General features: G+C 61.3%; 18 protein-coding genes. 10 read left to right on the top strand and 8 right to left on the bottom strand.

Going from position 1 to position 16,793, the window contains the following annotated elements:
• Positions 1-102 precede the first annotated feature (102 nt).
• The 4 genes from ftsE (at position 103) to AB8B29_RS14495 (ending at position 3,495) form a co-directional block, all read left to right on the top strand.
• Complete coding sequence (gene ftsE / locus AB8B29_RS14480) at positions 103-762, top strand: cell division ATP-binding protein FtsE (RefSeq protein ID WP_034511554.1); 660 nt, start codon at positions 103-105, stop codon at positions 760-762.
• Positions 755-1,801, top strand: a complete 1,047-nt coding sequence (locus AB8B29_RS14485) for a cell division protein FtsX (protein ID WP_439006583.1) — start codon at positions 755-757, stop codon at positions 1,799-1,801. Before ftsE ends, AB8B29_RS14485 begins: the two co-directional genes overlap by 8 nt.
• A 114-nt stretch (positions 1,802-1,915) precedes the next feature.
• Complete coding sequence (locus AB8B29_RS14490; RefSeq protein ID WP_037196917.1) at positions 1,916-2,593, top strand: YdcF family protein; 678 nt, start codon at positions 1,916-1,918, stop codon at positions 2,591-2,593.
• A 98-nt stretch (positions 2,594-2,691) separates the two neighbouring features.
• Positions 2,692-3,495 carry a lysophospholipid acyltransferase family protein gene (locus AB8B29_RS14495; RefSeq protein WP_037196702.1) on the top strand — a complete coding sequence of 268 codons (804 nt, stop codon included), beginning with the start codon at positions 2,692-2,694 and terminating at the stop codon, positions 3,493-3,495.
• Between the two features lie 36 nt (positions 3,496-3,531).
• On the opposite strand, the gene AB8B29_RS14500 is transcribed toward AB8B29_RS14495, so the two are convergent.
• Positions 3,532-4,065, bottom strand: a complete 534-nt coding sequence (locus AB8B29_RS14500; protein WP_092573227.1) for a gamma-glutamylcyclotransferase — start codon at positions 4,063-4,065, stop codon at positions 3,532-3,534.
• A gap of 50 nt (positions 4,066-4,115) precedes the next feature.
• Between AB8B29_RS14500 and AB8B29_RS14505 the strand changes: the two genes are divergently transcribed.
• Entirely contained in the window at positions 4,116-5,129 is a 1,014-nt protein-coding gene (locus tag AB8B29_RS14505; RefSeq protein WP_113118689.1) for a DUF2125 domain-containing protein, read from the top strand.
• A gap of 40 nt (positions 5,130-5,169) precedes the next feature.
• On the opposite strand, the gene AB8B29_RS14510 is transcribed toward AB8B29_RS14505, so the two are convergent.
• The 3 genes from AB8B29_RS14510 to AB8B29_RS14520 all read right to left on the bottom strand — a co-directional run bounded on the left by AB8B29_RS14510 (position 5,170) and on the right by AB8B29_RS14520 (position 8,088).
• A complete protein-coding gene (locus tag AB8B29_RS14510) occupies positions 5,170-6,099 on the bottom strand; it encodes a prephenate/arogenate dehydrogenase family protein (protein WP_113118690.1) in 930 nt (309 codons plus the stop codon).
• Complete coding sequence (gene hisC, locus AB8B29_RS14515) at positions 6,096-7,205, bottom strand: histidinol-phosphate transaminase (RefSeq protein ID WP_113118691.1); 1,110 nt, start codon at positions 7,203-7,205, stop codon at positions 6,096-6,098. Before hisC ends, AB8B29_RS14510 begins: the two co-directional genes overlap by 4 nt.
• Before the next feature lie 103 nt (positions 7,206-7,308).
• Positions 7,309-8,088: a class I SAM-dependent methyltransferase gene (locus AB8B29_RS14520; protein ID WP_037196708.1), complete on the bottom strand. Its 780-nt coding sequence runs from the start codon at positions 8,086-8,088 to the stop codon at positions 7,309-7,311.
• Between the two features lie 53 nt (positions 8,089-8,141).
• On the opposite strand from AB8B29_RS14520, the gene gloB reads away from it, so the two are divergent.
• The 3 genes from gloB to AB8B29_RS14535 all read left to right on the top strand — a co-directional run bounded on the left by gloB (position 8,142) and on the right by AB8B29_RS14535 (position 10,629).
• A complete protein-coding gene (gene gloB, locus AB8B29_RS14525; protein WP_037196709.1) occupies positions 8,142-8,912 on the top strand; it encodes a hydroxyacylglutathione hydrolase in 771 nt (256 codons plus the stop codon).
• Complete coding sequence (locus tag AB8B29_RS14530; protein WP_047637896.1) at positions 8,912-9,337, top strand: cupin domain-containing protein; 426 nt, start codon at positions 8,912-8,914, stop codon at positions 9,335-9,337. The genes gloB and AB8B29_RS14530 overlap by 1 nt, the downstream gene beginning before the upstream one ends.
• 176 nt (positions 9,338-9,513) lie before the next feature.
• The gene (locus AB8B29_RS14535; RefSeq protein ID WP_439006584.1) at positions 9,514-10,629 is read left to right on the top strand and encodes an esterase; all 1,116 of its coding nucleotides are present in this window, start codon (positions 9,514-9,516) and stop codon (positions 10,627-10,629) included.
• Between the two features lie 22 nt (positions 10,630-10,651).
• Here AB8B29_RS14535 and yddG read toward each other — a convergent pair whose 3' ends face one another.
• Positions 10,652-11,551: an aromatic amino acid exporter YddG gene (gene yddG / locus AB8B29_RS14540; protein ID WP_047637893.1), complete on the bottom strand. Its 900-nt coding sequence runs from the start codon at positions 11,549-11,551 to the stop codon at positions 10,652-10,654.
• Between the two features lie 142 nt (positions 11,552-11,693).
• Complete coding sequence (locus AB8B29_RS14545; protein ID WP_037196715.1) at positions 11,694-12,470, bottom strand: DUF3108 domain-containing protein; 777 nt, start codon at positions 12,468-12,470, stop codon at positions 11,694-11,696.
• Positions 12,471-12,707: 237 nt separating this feature from the next.
• On the opposite strand from AB8B29_RS14545, the gene rpmB reads away from it, so the two are divergent.
• Together rpmB and AB8B29_RS14555 are read left to right on the top strand one after the other, a co-directional pair.
• On the top strand, positions 12,708-13,007 hold the full coding sequence (gene rpmB, locus AB8B29_RS14550) for a 50S ribosomal protein L28 (RefSeq protein WP_037196918.1): 300 nt from the start codon (positions 12,708-12,710) through the stop codon (positions 13,005-13,007).
• A gap of 114 nt (positions 13,008-13,121) precedes the next feature.
• Positions 13,122-13,757 (top strand): queuosine precursor transporter, encoded by a 636-nt coding sequence (locus AB8B29_RS14555; protein ID WP_113118693.1) that lies wholly within the window; start codon positions 13,122-13,124, stop codon positions 13,755-13,757.
• Between the two features lie 29 nt (positions 13,758-13,786).
• Here the strand turns inward: AB8B29_RS14555 and AB8B29_RS14560 are convergent, their stop codons facing one another.
• Positions 13,787-14,794, bottom strand: a complete 1,008-nt coding sequence (locus tag AB8B29_RS14560) for an esterase-like activity of phytase family protein (protein ID WP_052224136.1) — start codon at positions 14,792-14,794, stop codon at positions 13,787-13,789.
• An 86-nt stretch (positions 14,795-14,880) separates the two neighbouring features.
• The gene (gene cobT / locus AB8B29_RS14565) at positions 14,881-16,782 is read right to left on the bottom strand and encodes a cobaltochelatase subunit CobT (RefSeq protein WP_037196721.1); all 1,902 of its coding nucleotides are present in this window, start codon (positions 16,780-16,782) and stop codon (positions 14,881-14,883) included.
• Positions 16,783-16,793: the final 11 nt, after the last annotated feature.

The raw sequence follows: 16,793 nt of genomic DNA on the forward strand, positions 1-16,793 counted from the left end.
GATCGCCATGAATGGGGCGCCTTTCCAGAAAAATTTACCGGCTGTTAATGCCATTGGTTAACAAGTCGCCTGATTGAACCCTGCGGAAGACTGGACTGCCCGTTGATTCACTTTGAGAACGTCGGTTTGCGCTACGGCATGGGTCCGGAAATCCTCCGCGACCTGAGCTTCGACATTCCGAGAAAATCGTTCCAGTTCCTGACCGGACCTTCCGGTGCCGGTAAGACGACTCTGCTGCGGCTGCTCTTCATGTCGCTGCAGCCGACCCGTGGGCTGATCCGCATGTTCGACCGGGAGATTTCCTCGATCCCGCGCAACGAGCTGCCGCTCCTGCGCCGGCGCGTCGGCATCGTCTTTCAGGATTTCCGGCTGCTCGACCATCTGACGACCTACGAGAATGTCGCCCTTCCGCTGCGTGTGCGCGGCAAGGATGAAAGTTCCTATCGTACCGATGTGTTGGAACTGCTGAAATGGGTCGGCCTCGGCGAGCGCATCAACGTACTGCCGCCGGTTCTGTCAGGCGGCGAAAAGCAACGCGCCGCCATTGCGCGCGCCCTCATCGACCGCCCGGAAATCCTGCTCGCCGACGAGCCGACAGGCAATGTCGATCCGCCGATGGCACGACGGCTGCTCAACCTGTTCCTGGAGCTCAATCGCCTCGGCACTGCGGTCGTCATCGCCACGCACGACCTCGGCCTGATGGACCAGATCGAGGCTAGGCGCATGATTCTGTCGGGAGGGCATCTCGATATCTATGACTGAGCCCGCGCCCCGCAGGAAAGCCCCGAATGCCAAAGCTGCGCAGTCGCAGCAAACACCCCCCGCTCCTCCGCCGGAGCGGAAGCGGCCGGAAATGCGCGTGCGCCCCACCGGGCCGATCGTGCCGTCCTCCAATATTCAGGGCAACGCGCTAATCGTCGTCATCGCCATCATGGCCTTCCTCGCCTGCCTCACGCTCGGCGCCGTCAGCATGGTGCGCGCGACGGCGGCAAGCTGGGAGAGCCAGATTTCCCGCGAGATCACCATCCAGATCAAGCCGGACGACAATCTCGACATGGAGAAGGCGCTGGTCAGCGCCCGCGACATCGCGCTGAGCTTCGTCGGCACCAAGTTCGGCCAGATCGTCGACGAGGCGGCAACTGCGCGTCTTCTCGAGCCATGGCTCGGCGCCGGCCTGGACATCAAGGAATTGCCTGTCCCCCGCCTCGTCATCATCACCATCGACGAGACGCACCCGCCGGATTTCGAGGCGATGCGCGCCCTGCTCAAGGCGCAGATCTCGCAAGCGACGCTGGACGACCACCGCACCTGGGTCGACCGGCTGGTGTCGATGGCGCACACAACAGTCCTCATCGGCACCGGCGTGCTGCTGCTGGTCTTCACGGCCATGGTGCTGACCGTAGTCTTCGCCACCCGCGGCGCGCTCTCGGGCAATCGCCACATCGTCGAGGTATTGCACTTCGTCGGTGCCGAGAGCACCTTCGTCGCAACCGAATTTCAAAAGCACTTCCTGAAGATCAGCCTGAAGGGGTCGGCAGCCGGCAGCGGCCTTGCCGCCCTGTTCTTCGCAAGCGCCGGCATCCTGCAGAGCCGCACGATCGCCACGCCGCAGACCGACCAGGCAACCGCCCTTTTCGGCACTTTTTCCGTGGGCGCACTCGGCTATGTCGGCATTCTCGCAACCATGATCGTCATCGCCCTGCTCACGACTCTCACGGCGCGCTTCACCGTCATGCGCACGATCTACGAGATCGATCTGATCCGTTCCGATCCCGGCAGGGCCGACGGTGTGCAGAATTGACGCCGCGGTGAGTATTTTTTGCTGTCCGTCAGCCCGTTCCTTGCCGCAATTGTCGTATAGTACCGAATCATGAGCATGGATCTGTCGACTCGCAAGACCGTGAGTTCGCAGTCGATGCGGGAGGAATCCCGCAGCGATAGACCTGTGCGTCGTAGCTTGTTCCGGCGCCTCTTGCGCTGGGGCGGCTTCGCCTTCATCTTCCTCGCCGCCATCATTTTCGGCGGCTTCCTGCATTTTGCCGATTCGATCACCACGCTGAAGCCACCGCTCGAGCCCAAGGCAGACGCCATCGTCGTGTTGACGGGCGGCTATCAGCGGATCGACCAGGCCGTCGAATTGCTGCGCTCCGGCGCGGGCCACCGGCTGCTGATATCTGGCGCACATCCCACCACGACGCCGTCGCAGATCCGCAGGCTGACGCAGAGCTCGGTCGGTCTCTTCAATTGCTGCGTCGACATCGGCTATGACGCCATCGATACGATCGGCAATGCACGCGAAGCGGCAAAGTGGATCCACGCCAAGGGCTATAAGAGCGTCCTGGTGGTGACGAACAACTACCACATGCCCCGCAGCCTCGCGGAACTGAAATATGTCGATCCCGCGACGGATTTCATTCCCTATCCGGTTGTCAATTCCGATTTGAAGACCAAGAACTGGTTCACCGACCCGAATGCGCTGCGCACGATGATCTCCGAATATGCCAAGGTTCTCCTCACCGGCGCCCGCAATCTCACTGGCCTGGGGCGTCCGGTCGGTCTGCGCTCGCAGGAACAGAGCGACGATCCGGACTGAGATCTCCGGCCGCACACGCACCGACTTTTTATTGACGCCGTAATCGTGTAGGCAAGCCTTAGGATGCCGGCGCAAGCCGGTGCATTGGGAAAGTCTTGATGATTATCTTGCGTTCGGTCCTGTTCAACACAGCCTTCTATACCAATCTGATCATTCGCATGATCGTGCTGTCGCCGATCTATTTTCTGATGCCGCGCAAGGCTGCATATGCAATCCCCAAGGCATGGGCGAAATCCAGCACCTGGCTGATGGAAAAGATCGTCGGCACCACCTTCGAGATCGAGGGCCTCGAGAATATCCCCAAGGGCAGCTACATCTTCGCGCCCAAGCATCAGTCCTTCTGGGACACCTTCGCGCTGCTGCCCTATCTCGACGATCCGGTCTATATCCTGAAGCGCGAGCTGATGTGGATTCCGTTGTTCGGCTGGTATGCGGGGAAGCAGCGCATGATCCCGGTGGACCGAGGCGCCCGCGGCAAGGTGATGTTCGACGTATTGAAGCGCACGCGGGAAGAGCTCGCCACCGGCCGCCAGCTCATCATCTACCCCGAGGGCACCCGCCGCCCGCCGGGCGCCGAACCGGTCTATAAATACGGCATCGCCCGCATGTATCGCGATCTCGGAATCCCAGTCGTCGCCGTCGCCATGCATCCCGGCCTGTTCTGGCCGCGCCGCACCTTCCGCAAATATCCAGGCCACCTCAAGGTGCGCATCCTGCCGCCGATCCAGCCCGGCATGGATCCCGACGCCTTCTTTGCGCGGCTGATGGAGGAGACGGAAAAGGCGAGCGACGAACTGCTGGTCGAAACGATCGCCAACAATCCGCATCTCCCCGTCCCGCCGACCGCAGCACAGCGTCTGGCGGAAATCGGCAAGGCAAAAGTGACCACTGCGGCGGTTTGAACCGAAGGCGGCCGCATCACGTTGAAGAACGGCCTGTCAGGACGCTTCCCGCATACGCTCGATTTCACCGGCGACATGCTCGAGCCACTGATCGCGAATCCCCATCTCGCGCAAATGCGTCAGCGTGTTGAAGACATAGGCATCGTTCGGGCCGGACTGGCCGCTGGCGGATTCGACGATATGAGCGGCCTCTATGGCGTCCAGCGCGCCGGCATATTGCCTGTGATCGCGATCGACGACATAGGCGACGGAGATCACGCGCCGGCCATCGGCGAGCCGGATCGGCGCTATCCTTTCCAGATAGACATTGGTGACCAGTTCACGCTCACGCAGATAGGCCAATACCTCGTCCCACGCAGCCGTCGAGACGCGAAACGCCATGCCGCGGCAGGAGCCGCCACGATCGAGACCGAGGACCAGGCCGGGACTGGCCTCTGTGCCGCGATGGACCCAGGAACGAACGCAAAGCGAGCGGCGGTAGCCGAAAATAATGGCCTCCGCCTTTTCCTCATAGTCGAAGCCCGGATTCCACATGAGCGATCCGTAGCCAAACACCCAAAATTCGTCCATATCCAACGCCAAATCAGTGTGAAACTTCAGTCCAACCATTGGAGAACAACATGGCAGCGTCAAGCCAGAGCGTAGCGACCGGTCGAGGTAAACGTCTATCGCTCATCCTGATAGGACTGTTGGTGGTCTTGGCCGGGCTCTATACCGGCGGGTGGTATTACGCGACCAATATTGTCAAAACCAATGTGCTGAAGGCGCTCGGTCAGCAGAACAGCGCCGGCATTGCCGGCAAATGCACAAACATGGCCTTCAGCGGCTTCCCCTTCTCCATGGGATTGACCTGCGACACGGTGACCGTCGACAATCAGACCCGAGGTGTCTCTGCCAATTTCCAAACCCTCAATGCCTCGGCGCCGGTCTATCAACCGAACCATGTCAGCTGGAACCTGAAATCACCGGCCGAGTTGCGCACCGCCGAAGGGCTGGCGGTATCGGCCGAATGGACGGATCTGCAATCGAACCTCGTTGCCAAGGGGCGTGGCGTCGCGCGGAGCCAGACAGTAATCGAAGGTCTGAAGGCAGCCATCGTCTCCTCCGCCACCGGCCAGAGCGCCGATGTGACCGCCGCCCGCACCGAGATGCACGCCAGCCAGAACGGCAGCGACCTGGATTTCGCGATCGGCATCGAGAATGCCAATGCCGTCATCAAGGATTTCCCGCAGACGCTACCGACCGCCTCGACAAGCGCCAATGTGACGCTGACCGGCAAGGCCGGCCTGCTCGACGGCACCGACCGGGAAGGCCTTCGCGGTGCCGCAGGCGTGCTGCATCAGGCCGTCATCGATATCGGCGACGGCCGCGTCATGACGTTGTCAGGCCCTTTCAATTTCGACGATCAGGGACTTCTATCCGGCCAGTTCAAGCTGGAGATCAATCAGATCGGGCCATGGGGCGATAGCCTGACGGCAACGCTGCCGGCGGCCAAGAATATCATCAAGACCGCCACCAAGCTGCTGAAGGCGCTTGCAAACGGCGCCGACAAGGTTTCCGTGGACCTGACGGCCGATCGCGGCCACCTCGCGCTCAGCGGCTTCATCCCGCTCGGGAAGATCCCGCCGATCTGAGGATCAACACCTTCGCCCCAGAGGGGAGAAGGAAAAGCCGCTACTTCTTCGCATCCAGAGCATGACGTCCGAAATCCGGTGCATCGACGTCCTGGCCCGCCTCGACGATCGAGCGGCGGATGGCGCGGGTGCGGGTGAAAAGTTCGAAGATCTTGTCGCCCTCGCCCCAGCGGATCGCCCGCTGCAGGGAGGCGAGATCTTCCGAGAAGCGCGACAGCATCTCCAGGATCGCATCGCGATTGTGCAGGCAGACATCGCGCCACATGGTGGGATCAGACGCGGCAAGGCGGGTAAAGTCGCGGAAGCCGGAAGCGGAATATTTGATGACTTCCGATTCGGTCACCGTCTCCAGATCGTCGGCGGTGCCGACGATGTTGTAGGCGATGAGATGCGGCAGGTGCGAGACGATCGCCAGCACCTTGTCGTGATGCTCAGGATCCATTTCGTCGACGCGCGAACCGAGCGTCTCCCAGAAATGCCGGAGTTTCCGGATGGCTGCCTCGTCGGTGCCCGGGATCGGCGTGAAGATGCACCAGCGCCCTTCGAACAGCCCGGCAAAGCCCGCATCCGGCCCGGACTTCTCTGTCCCCGCCAACGGATGGCCGGGAATGAAATGCACGTTGGCGGGCATGTGCGGCTGCATCTGCGCGATGACGGAAGCCTTGGTCGAACCGACGTCGGTGACGATGGCGCCCGGCTTCAGATGCGCCGAGATTTCCTTGGCGACGCTTTCCGAGGCTCCCACAGGCACGGAGACGATGACGAGATCGGCGTCCTTGACCACCTCGGCCGAGGACGGCGTGTAGCGATCGCCGAGTTTCAGCTCCTCGGCGCGCTTCAGCGTCTCGGCGCTGCGCGTCGAGATCACAATTTCCTTGGCAAGGCCCAGCCGCTTGATGTCATGGGCGATGGAAGAGCCGATCAGGCCGATGCCGATCAGCGCGATACGGTCGAACTGAACGCCGCTCATGCCTTGCGCCCCATGAATTCGGTCAGCGTGTCAATGAGGCCGAGATTGGCCTCTTCGGTGCCGATGCTCATGCGCAGCGAATTCGGGAAGCCATAGGCGCGCACGGCCCGGACGATATAGCCGCGGCTGGTGAGGAAATCATCGGCCTCGGCGGCGCGCTTGCCCTCGCCGTCGGGGAAATGAACGAGAATGAAATTCGCGACCGACGGCGTCACCTTGAGGCCGATGGCCTCGAGCGCAGTCGTCATCTTCTCGATCCAGAGCGTGTTGTACGCGACTGCCTTCTCGGTGAAGGCCTGATCGCGAATGGCCGCAGCGCCCGCGGCGATGGCACCGCTGTTCATGTTGAACGGGCTGCGCACACGGTTGACCGCATCGACGATATCGACCGGCGCGTACATCCAGCCGATGCGAAGCGCCGCCAGACCATAGATCTTCGAGAAGGTTCGGGTCATCACGACATTCTGGTTGGCCGAGACGAGCTCGAGACCGGCCTCGTAATCGTTGCGGCGAACATATTCGGCGTAGGCAGCATCCAGCACGAGGATCACATGCTTCGGCAGACGCGCATGCAGGCGGCGAATTTCGCTGACCGCAACATAGGTACCGGTGGGATTGCCAGGATTGGCGATGAAGACCATCTTTGTCTTCTCGGTGACGGCGGCGAGAATGGCGTCGACATCGACGGTGCAATCCTTTTCCCTGACCGTAACCGGCGTCGCGCCGGCAGCCATGATCTGGATCTTGTAGACCAGGAAACCATGCTCGGTGATGATGCCTTCGTCGCCGGTACCGAGATAGGTATGGCAGAGCAGGCTGAGCAGCTCGTCGGAACCGTTGCCGCAGAGAATATTGGCGACGTTCAGCCCATGCACATCGGCGATTGCCTGACGCAATTCCTTGGCCTGCCCGTCCGGATAGCGCTCCAGCTGCTCGGCCGCGCCGCGGAAGGCCTCGATGGCCTTCGGGCTGGCGCCGAGCGGCGTCTCGTTCGAGGAAAGCTTGAACACGCGCGCAACGCCCGGTGCATGCTCCTTGCCCGGCACATAGGCGGCGATATCGAGAATGCCGGAACGCGGGACAGGCTTGCTCATTTCCATGCTCATGGGTTCGACCTTGGGAAGGGCCGGAAACGTCCGGCTTTAGACACCCCGTCGCATTAATGCGGATTGACAAATTTGTCGAGTGTTTGCGCCGCCGGCGGTCCTGTCAGGCGCCGTCGCGCGTCGTCGGTATGCCGCGCGGCGCAAGAACAGGCACGAAGACGCGGCGCGAGGCGCGGACGGCGACGGGCAGGCCCTGATAAAGCCGCTTCTGCGCCTCGACGATGATGACGCCGGAGAAAGCAGGCCACAGCGTGCGCCCTACCCTTTCGAAGGCGCGGCGCAGCCGCAGCACCGTGCGCAGCTTGGAGGGCGGGAAGAACAGCGCTTCGGCCGTCGCTCCCGGCGTGAAGTTGGTTTCCCGCAGCAGCGAGGTGAGCTGGCCGCGCGAATAGGGCCGGCCGGAACCGAACGGCGTGTGCTCCATGCGCGCCCAGACGCCCCGGCGGTTCGGCACGGCGATCACAAGCCGTCCACCGGGCGCCAATACCCGCCACAGTTCCTTCAGCGTCTCGCGCGGGCTCTCGGCGAATTCAAGCGAATGCACCATCAGCACGCGATCGATCGAACTGTCAGGCAGCGGCAGCTCTTCATCGAAGATCAATGCCGTCGACGATGCGGAGCCCATCGGCCAGTTCACCGCGCCCTGCCCCGCCGGCATGAAGGCGAAGGTGCGCTCGGTATCGGTGCGGAAGCGATCAAGATAAGGAACGGCATAGCCCAGGCCGACGAGGCGCTCCTCCGGCATGCGCGCCCAGATGGAGGAAAGCGCCATGGCAATCGACTGCTCCGCCAAGCGTCCGAGCTCGGAATGGTAGAACTGACGGAGATCGACAATATCGGCGTGCATCGAAACAAATGTTATCAGCCGAGCGTTGGACTTCAAGGCCGAACAGCTTACATTCTGTCTCAACGGAAAAGACGAGGACGATTTCGATCATGAAACCATTGGAATTAGAGGTATTTATCTGCCGGTCCGACAATTTTGGCGTGTTGGTCCATGACCCTGAAACCGGATTGACGGCATCGATCGACGCCCCGGAGGCGGATCCCATTCTGAAGGCGGCAGATCGTCGCGGCTGGACGATCAGCCACATCCTGACAACCCATCATCATACCGATCACGTCGAGGGCAATCTGGCGCTGAAGGAGCAATTCGGCTGCGAGATCATCGGCCCGATCAACGAGGCCGTCGCCATTCCCGGCCTCGACCGGGCCGTGGGCGATGGCGATACGTTCGAATTCGCCGGTCACACGGTCAACGTCATCGAGACACCGGGCCACACGGCCGGGCATGTCTGCTATCACTTCGTGGACGACAAGCTGCTCTTTGCCGCCGACACGCTGTTTGCGCTCGGCTGCGGTCGGCTGTTCGAGCGCATAGCGGCCGACATGTGGGCCTCGCTTCAAAAGCTTGCCGTATTGCCGGATGAGACCGCAATCTATTTCGGCCACGAATATACGCTTTCCAACGCCCGCTTCGCGCTTACCATCGATCCCGACAACGAGCGGCTGAAGGCGCGCGCTGCCGATATTGAAGCGCTGAGAGCTGCGGGCAAGTTCACCATTCCGACGACTTTAGCGCTGGAGAAGGAAACCAACCCCTTCCTGCGCGCCGCCGATCCCTCGATCCGCCGTCACCTGCTGATGGAAAGCCGCAGCAACGAAGAGGTTTTCGCGGAGATCCGCAAGCGCAAGGACAATTTTTGATGCAGGTGAAAGAGATCATCGAAACGCTTTCCATGCAGCGGCATCCGGAGGGCGGCTGGTACGTGCAGACCTTCCGTGACGAACAGGGCGGCGCGCGCGGCCACTCCACCGCAATCTACTATCTGCTGGAGGCGGGCGACCGCTCGCATTGGCACCGGGTCCGCGATGCCGCCGAGGTCTGGCACTATTATGCCGGTGCGCCGCTCGCTTTGCATCGATCCGCCGATGGCGAGGCGAGCGAAACGCTGGTGCTCGGCACCGATCTGGCAAGAGGCGAGCGTCCGCAGGCGATCATTCCCGCCAACTGGTGGCAATCTGCCGAAAGCCTGGGCGAATTCACGCTCGTAGGTTGCACGGTTGCTCCTGGTTTCGAATTTTCGAGCTTCGAGATGGCTGCGCCCGACTGGAAGCCCGCCTCCGCCTGAAAACCCTTTACCATTCGTTGACATCGCGCAGGCCCAAAGCGCCGGTGCGATGCCGACCGTCTTGAAAAAGCGTCACGCTGCGTCAGCTTTACACGGGGAGAGAGAATATTGTTTCATCTGGAGGAGGCTTTTTCGTGCGTTTGTTGTTCCCTTTATTCATCGTGGCGGGTTGCGTCATGAGCGTTCCCGCCCTTGCCCTTGACGCGCCCGCCTCACCGCCGGCCGATCGCCCGCTGAAAAACTTCGTCACCTCGGTCGAAAGGGATGGATCAATCACCTTCCGCCTCTATGCGCCGGCGGCAAAAGCGGTCTCCGTCGTCCTTGGATCGTACGATCCGATGGCCATGCAACGGGGTGACGATGGCACCTGGAGCGTGAAGACCGAGGTACTGAAACCCGATCTCTATGAGTATTATTTCAATATCGACGGCTTCCGCAGCATCGACACGGGCACCAATGCACCCAAACCGCAGCGGCAGGTCAATACCAGCCTCATTCTGGTGCCCGGCAGCATTCTCGATACCCGCAATGTGCCGCATGGCGACCTGCGGCTGGTGACCCTGCATTCCAAGGCACTCAAGTCGGAGCGGCAGATGTATGTCTATACGCCGCCCGGCTACACCGATTCATCGAAACCGCTGCCGGTGCTCTATCTCTATCACGGCTTCGGCGACACGGTGGGATCCTGGGTGGCGCAAGGCCGCGCACCGCAAATCCTCGATAACCTTCTTGCCGAAAAGAAAATCGAGCCGATGATCGTGGTCATTCCTGACACGGAAACCGACGTGCCCGAAGCGATTGCCGAGAATTTCCCCGGAGCCGACCGTCGTAAGGATTTCTATCCTGCCAACGCTGAAGCGGCCGATCGGGAGCTTGTCGAAGATCTCATCCCCTACATGAAAAATCACTACCGGGTGCGCAACGATGCGGACGGCCGCGCCGTGGTGGGTCTGTCGCAGGGCGGATACCAGGCGCTCGTCTCCGGCCTGTCGCATCTCGGCACTTTCGGCTGGGTCGCGACCTTCAGCGGCGTCAGCACGACGACCGTGCCGAACAAGGCCGTCGATGCCGCGCTGAACGAACCGGCCAAGATCAACAAGGCGCTGCGCAATTTCACAGTAACGGTTGGAAGCAAGGATCAGGTCGTCGGCAAGGATGTCGCCGGCCTCAAGGCGACGCTCGAGGAAAAGAAGATCGCCCACGAATACCATGAGTATCCGGATCTCCAGCATGAGATGGACGTCTGGCGTCCGTCGCTCGCCGCGTTCCTGGAGAAGGTCTTCAAGAAATAGCCGACACCGGTTGCGGCGAAAATTACTCCGCCGCTTCCGCCTGCGCCGAACCGGCATTGTCTCGGCGCAGGATCATGCGGTGCGCCGCGAGCACAGCCCCGCCGGTCACGAGCAGGCAGGCAAATGCGATGCCCCAGCTCGGTTCCGCGAAGCCGAAAAGGGTGAGGATCAGCGTCGACAGCAATGGCGCGGCATAGCTTGCCGCGCCGAGAATCTGGATGTCACCGTTCTTGATGCCGAAATCCCAGGCATAGAATGCCGCACCGACCGGAAAGAGGCCGAGGCCGAGCACGGCGATCCATTGCGTCGGGCTCTCGGGCCAGAGCGTCTCTTCTAGGCCGAGGTGGCAGAGGAACGAGAGAATTGATGTCACGAGGCAGAATATGGTGACGACATCGGTCGACACCGCCTCGAAACGGCGCGTGATCAGGGAATAGCCGGACCATGTGAAGGCACAGAGCAAAGCCGCGCCGTAACCGATTGCATAGGCGCCTTCGAAATGAAAGCCGTTGCGGCCGACGATCAGAACCGTACCCGCCAACCCCATCAGCGCGCCGAGGATGTGATACCAGCGCAGCCGCTCACCTGGCAGCAGCGCCGAACCGACGACGATCAACAGCGGCCAGAGATAGGCAATGAGGCCCGCTTCCACCGCCGGTGCATGACGCAGCGCAGTGAAATAGAGGAAGTGATAGCCGAACAGCCCTACGATGCCTGTTATCCAGACTTTGGCCGGCTGACGCAGCAGCTGCAGGCGCTCGGGCCTCAGCGCCAAGACGACGATGCCGGGAATGCTGCCGATGGCGAAGCAGATGGCAAGCAGCTGAAACGGCTGCATCTTGCCGGATGCCACCGTCAGCAGCGCCAGAAACGACCACATCACGATGGCCGAGAAACCTGTCAATGTCGCACGAAATTTCAACTCTGCCCCCAGCCTGGTGCCACCGACGTCCCCAGGGCCCGCTAGAGCAATACCAGGAAAAGTGCGCAGCGGTTTTCCGTCCGGAATTGCGTAGAAATAACGGCTGAGGCGGTCAAGCGATTCTGTGAAGCGTTTGACGACCTCAGCTACCGTATTTCACGGCCGTTATCGTCACCGTCCCGTATTGCGTCGGGATGCGGACGTAGACCGGAGCATATACATTCATGGTATCGGCCTTGGCAAACCAGATCTCCATATTGTCGCTCTTGGCAAGATAGAGATAGTCTTTGCGGGTGCTCTTGTAGCCGCTCTTCGGCGTGAAGCGGACACCGCAGGCGATGGTCTTGCCCTTGAATCCGTCGGTAGAGAACGGGTGCGATCCCTTCGGCGACAATTTCAGATCCATGCGCATCTCACCATCGAAGACGGCCAGGGTCTGGTTGCAAAGATTGAGGCTGGGCGTGATCGGAAAGATCATGCCGGAAATGGGATCGAGCACCGACTTCAGATCGCTCACACTCAGCGGGATCCAGCTGTCCGACCGCTTCGGCTCCGGCACGATCGTATTCGATGTCACATTGCCGTTGGTGTAGGCGACATCATAGGTGCGTTCTTTTTTTCCGTTTTTGTAGAAGAGCGAGTAATGCGTGGCCTGCAATTTGTTATCGCTGACGACGCCGGCTACATCAGTCTTCGCATCGATCGAGGTAACGAGATCCGCGAGGCCCGCGGACGTGATATCGCCGCGGATCGTGAATTGGTTGCCTGTAACTTCGGTCTTGAAATCCGCCCTGGCAATCGGCAGGCCGGCGAGTGAAACGCGATACTGTGTTTCATGCCGTAGCATATCGGCCGACGCCAGGGATGGCATCGACGCGACGACGGCCGAAATAATAAGGCACTTCCGAATTTGAACCATGATCAGGGCCTTCAACGAGGATCAAGCAGGATATATAGATACTTTACCTGCTTGGTGCGACCGCAAGAGAACAGCAGCTTTTTGACGGAATTGCGGGAAAACACAAGGTTTGGCTTGACGCGGCCGGTCGCTCTGATTATAGAAACGCAACTTTCCAATTATGGCCTGTTGGATTGCTCGTCGGGTGTTGCCCGGAACGACTATCCGATGGCCAAGAAAAACAAAAGTAGGTGTTTCATGTCCCGCATGTGCGAATTGACCGGCAAGGCCGTCCTCGTGGGCAACAATGTCAGCCACGCCAACAACAAGACCAAGCGTCGGTTCCTGCCGAACCTTTGCCAGGTCACACTGATTTCTGACGTTCTTGGCCAGCGTTACCGTCTGCGCGTTTCCGCTGCAGGGCTTCGTTCGGTCGAGCACCGTGGCGGCCTTGACGCTTTCCTTCTGAAGGCAAACGAAAATGAACTCAGCATGCGCGCCCGCCTGCTGCGTCGTCAGATCATCAAGAAGACCGCTGAAGCCGCAGTCGCTGCCTAAGCTCTAGCGCTTCGAGATTTCATACGGGCTAAAAGGCTTGCACGGATCACATCCGGACAAGCCTTTTTCCATGTCCGGTTTTCTTCAACTGGTGGCATCTCCCAGGATAAAAAAATGCTGACGGCACGTCATACCCTTATCTGCGTTCTGCTGATGACGCTGGTCGTCGTCGCCTCTAATATCCTTGTGCAGTATCCGCTGCAGGCTCAGCTTGCCGGCATCAACCTTGCGGATATCCTCACCTGGGGCGCCTTCACCTATCCCGTCGCCTTTCTCATCACCGATCTGACCAACCGCCAGTTCGGCCCGAAGGCCGCACGCAAGGTAGTGTTCGCCGGTTTCGTCGTCGGCGTCGCCCTGTCGTTCTTCACCGCACAGCCCCGCATCGCGATCGCCTCAGGCTCGGCCTATCTCGCCGGCCAGCTTCTCGACATCTCGGTCTTCAATCGCCTGCGCCGCATGGCCTGGTGGCGCGCGCCCCTGTTCGGCTCGCTGATCGGCTCGATGCTGGACACGCTGATATTCTTCTCCTTTGCCTTCGCGCCCTTCTTCGTCTTCTTCGGACCGAACGATCCCTTCGCGATCGAATGGGCGCCGATCCTCGGCGCGTTCTCCACCTCGGCGCCGCGCTGGATTTCCTGGGCGATCGGCGATTTCTCGGTCAAGGTAACCGTTGGCCTCGTCATGCTGCTGCCCTATGGCGCGCTGATGAACATGCTGAAGCCGATGCCGCAAGCCCCGACCGCGTGAACGGGCGATAATTCACGTCCGAACCGCTTCTAGTTCTGACTGACGACGCTTTCGTCGCTCAGGCGGAATTCCAGCATCAGGCTGCGCTGCAGGATCGAGTGATTGTCGTCCGAAACCAGAATAAGGTGCAGGGTGCCATCGGCCGCGCGGAACACGTCGATCCCTTCCATATTGTCGATCTGTTCTCTGGAATTGGCCTCGAAAATCACCTTGCCGTCCACGACCGCATCCGGCCTGATATCCGCGCCGGCAATACGGCGGATGCGCATACCGAGACCATGGGCCAGTCCGAAGCGCCGCTCCAGCAGCAGCAAATCCCCGTCGGGCAGAAACACGCCGTCGCTGACATCGAAGCTATCGTAATGCCGCACGGTGAAGCGGCCCTGCAGCGGTCCGTCAAGGATGGCCGCAAGCATGTTGCCCTGATCATCCAGGCTATCCTCCGCAACGATGACGGCTGCTCCGGCAAGCGGGCTCGACTGTGGCGCGATCATCAGGGCTTCGAGGCTGCGATTGGCGCGCAGCTGGCGCCTCGGAATGAGGATGGGGATGGTGTCGTCCGGCGGCGAGGTCTCGAAACCCGGGTCGGGATAGGTATCGACGCGATGATGCTGCTCGTAGCTCACGAGGACATGGTCGCCGCGCAAGGCCAGCCCCTCGGCATCCATCGCCCCCTTGCCAGCGTCGGTGTCCCCATAGCGGTCGATCATCGGCATGATGCGCGCCTCGGTGATACCCTTCAGCCGACCCTTGTCGTCGCGCTCGATGGCGCCGGTCAGCCAGTGGCCGGTATCCAGTACCGAGATGAAATGACGTTGATCGGGACGAAAGCGGATGGCTGAGATCGCACCGAGGAGCGCATTGTCCGAACTGAGTTCAAGACCGCCGACGAATTCCAGCGCCCCGAACTGCGTTTCCTGCGAACCCGGCCTCAAGGTGGAGATGACAGTGGCGCGAATATCGGCCGGAGCGCTCTCGTCGCCGGAGCTGCAGCCGACGAGCAGCGCCAGCACGGCTATCAGGCCGACGCATCTCATTGCGACCGGCCGGCCCTTGGAATCGGTATTGTCGAAAGGAAACGGCATCGGCCGCGAGGCCGATGCGACAGAAAGCCTGAGCGGGCTCAGCTTGCGCGGCGCATGCGCGACCGCGGCATGCTTGTCTTATCCTCGAACAGCGATGCGAGCTGCTCGGTCATGGCACCAGCCAGTTCGTCGGCATCGACGATGGTGACGGCGCGGCGATAGTAGCGCGTCACGTCGTGACCGATACCGATCGCCAGCAACTCCACAGGCGAGCGCGTCTCGATCTGGTCGATGACCGCGCGCAGATGCCGCTCCAGATAATTGCCCGGATTGACCGACAGCGTCGAATCGTCGACCGGCGCGCCGTCCGAGATCATCATCAGGATACGACGTTGCTCGCGGCGGCCGAGAAGGCGGTTATGCGCCCAGATCAGCGCCTCGCCGTCAATATTCTCCTTGAGCAGGCCTTCGCGCATCATCAGGCCGAGATTGGCGCGTGACCGCCGATAGGGTTCGTCCGCCGACTTATAGATGATGTGGCGCAGGTCGTTCAGTCGGCCCGGCGTCTGCGGCTTGCCGCCGGCCAGCCATTTCTCACGCGCCTGTCCGCCCTTCCAGGCCTTGGTGGTGAAGCCGAGGATCTCGACCTTGACGCCGCAGCGCTCCAGCGTGCGCGCCAGAATGTCGGCGCAGGAGGCGGCAACCGTGATCGGCCGTCCGCGCATGGAGCCGGAATTGTCGATCAGCAGCGTCACGACAGTATCGCGGAATTGCGTGTCGCGCTCCATCTTGAAGGACAGCGCCTGCATCGGGTCGATGATCAGGCGCGTCAGGCGTGCCGGATCAAGATACCCTTCTTCCAGGTCGAAGTCCCAGGAGCGGTTCTGCTGCGCCATCAGACGGCGCTGCAAACGGTTGGCAAGCCGCCCGACCGCGCCCTGCAGATGAGCAAGCTGCTTGTCGAGGAAGGCGCGCAGGCGCTCGAGCTCGGCCACGTCGCAGAGCTCCTGCGCCGTCGTGGTCTCATCGAACTCTTCCGTGTAGACGTGATAGTCGACTTTCTCGTTGAAGTCGGCGAAGGGCGTGTTCGGACGACGGGTCTCGCCCGGCGTTTCCGAATCCTCCTCGCCTTCCTCGCTCATATCGTCGTCGGAGATCTCACCGCCGTCCTCGGTGGCGCCGTCGTCCATCTGCTCGTCGGAGGCTTCGCTGTCCTCGGCCGGGGCCGCGTCCGAGCCTTCGTCTTCCTTGACGTCGTCGTTATCCTGGTCTTCGCCGTTCGGCTTGTCCTCTTCGCTCTGCTGCTCGTCGCTGTCCGGCTCCGACTGTTCGTCGCCATATTCCTCGGCCATTTCCATGGCCGTCAGAATATTGCGGACGACGCGGGCAAAGCTTTGCTGGTCGTTGATGGTCGAAAGCAGATTGTCGAGCTCGCCGCCGGTCTTGTCCTCGATGAAGGATCGCCAGAGGTCGAGCACCTTGCCGGCGCTCTCCGGCGGCTTCTGGCCGGTCAGCTTCTCGCGCACGATCATCGCCATGGCTTCGCCGATCGGCGCATCCTCACGCCGCTCGATACCCGAGAAATTCGCCTTGGCGTATTTCTCCGAATTCATCGAGCCGATGTTGGCCGCGACACCGCTCATTCGCAGCGAACCGATCGATTCGACGCGCGCCTGCTCCACGGCATCGAAGATAGCGCGCGCATCGGCGCCCTGCGGCGCCATGACGGCGTGGACGCGCGCGTCGTGACAAGCCAGCCGCAGCGCCATCGAATCGCCGAGGCCACGCGTCACCGCCAGCTCATGCATCGTCGGCCGCTTCGAGAGCTCCGGCAGGCGGATGCGCTCGCCGGTCATCCCCGGGCGTTCGTTGGCGAATGCCACCTCGACTTCGGCATCGCCCGCGATCGAGCGTACGCAGCCGGTGATCGCACGGCGCAACGGCTCCATGTCCACCGGAGCACCCGGCTTCGCTTTGGAATTGTCTCCGCGACCTGACATGATGTGTGGGT

The organism is Rhizobium sp. 11_C7_N12_5 (assembly GCF_051811145.1).
Classification (GTDB): Bacteria; Pseudomonadota; Alphaproteobacteria; order Rhizobiales; family Rhizobiaceae; genus Rhizobium; species Rhizobium lusitanum.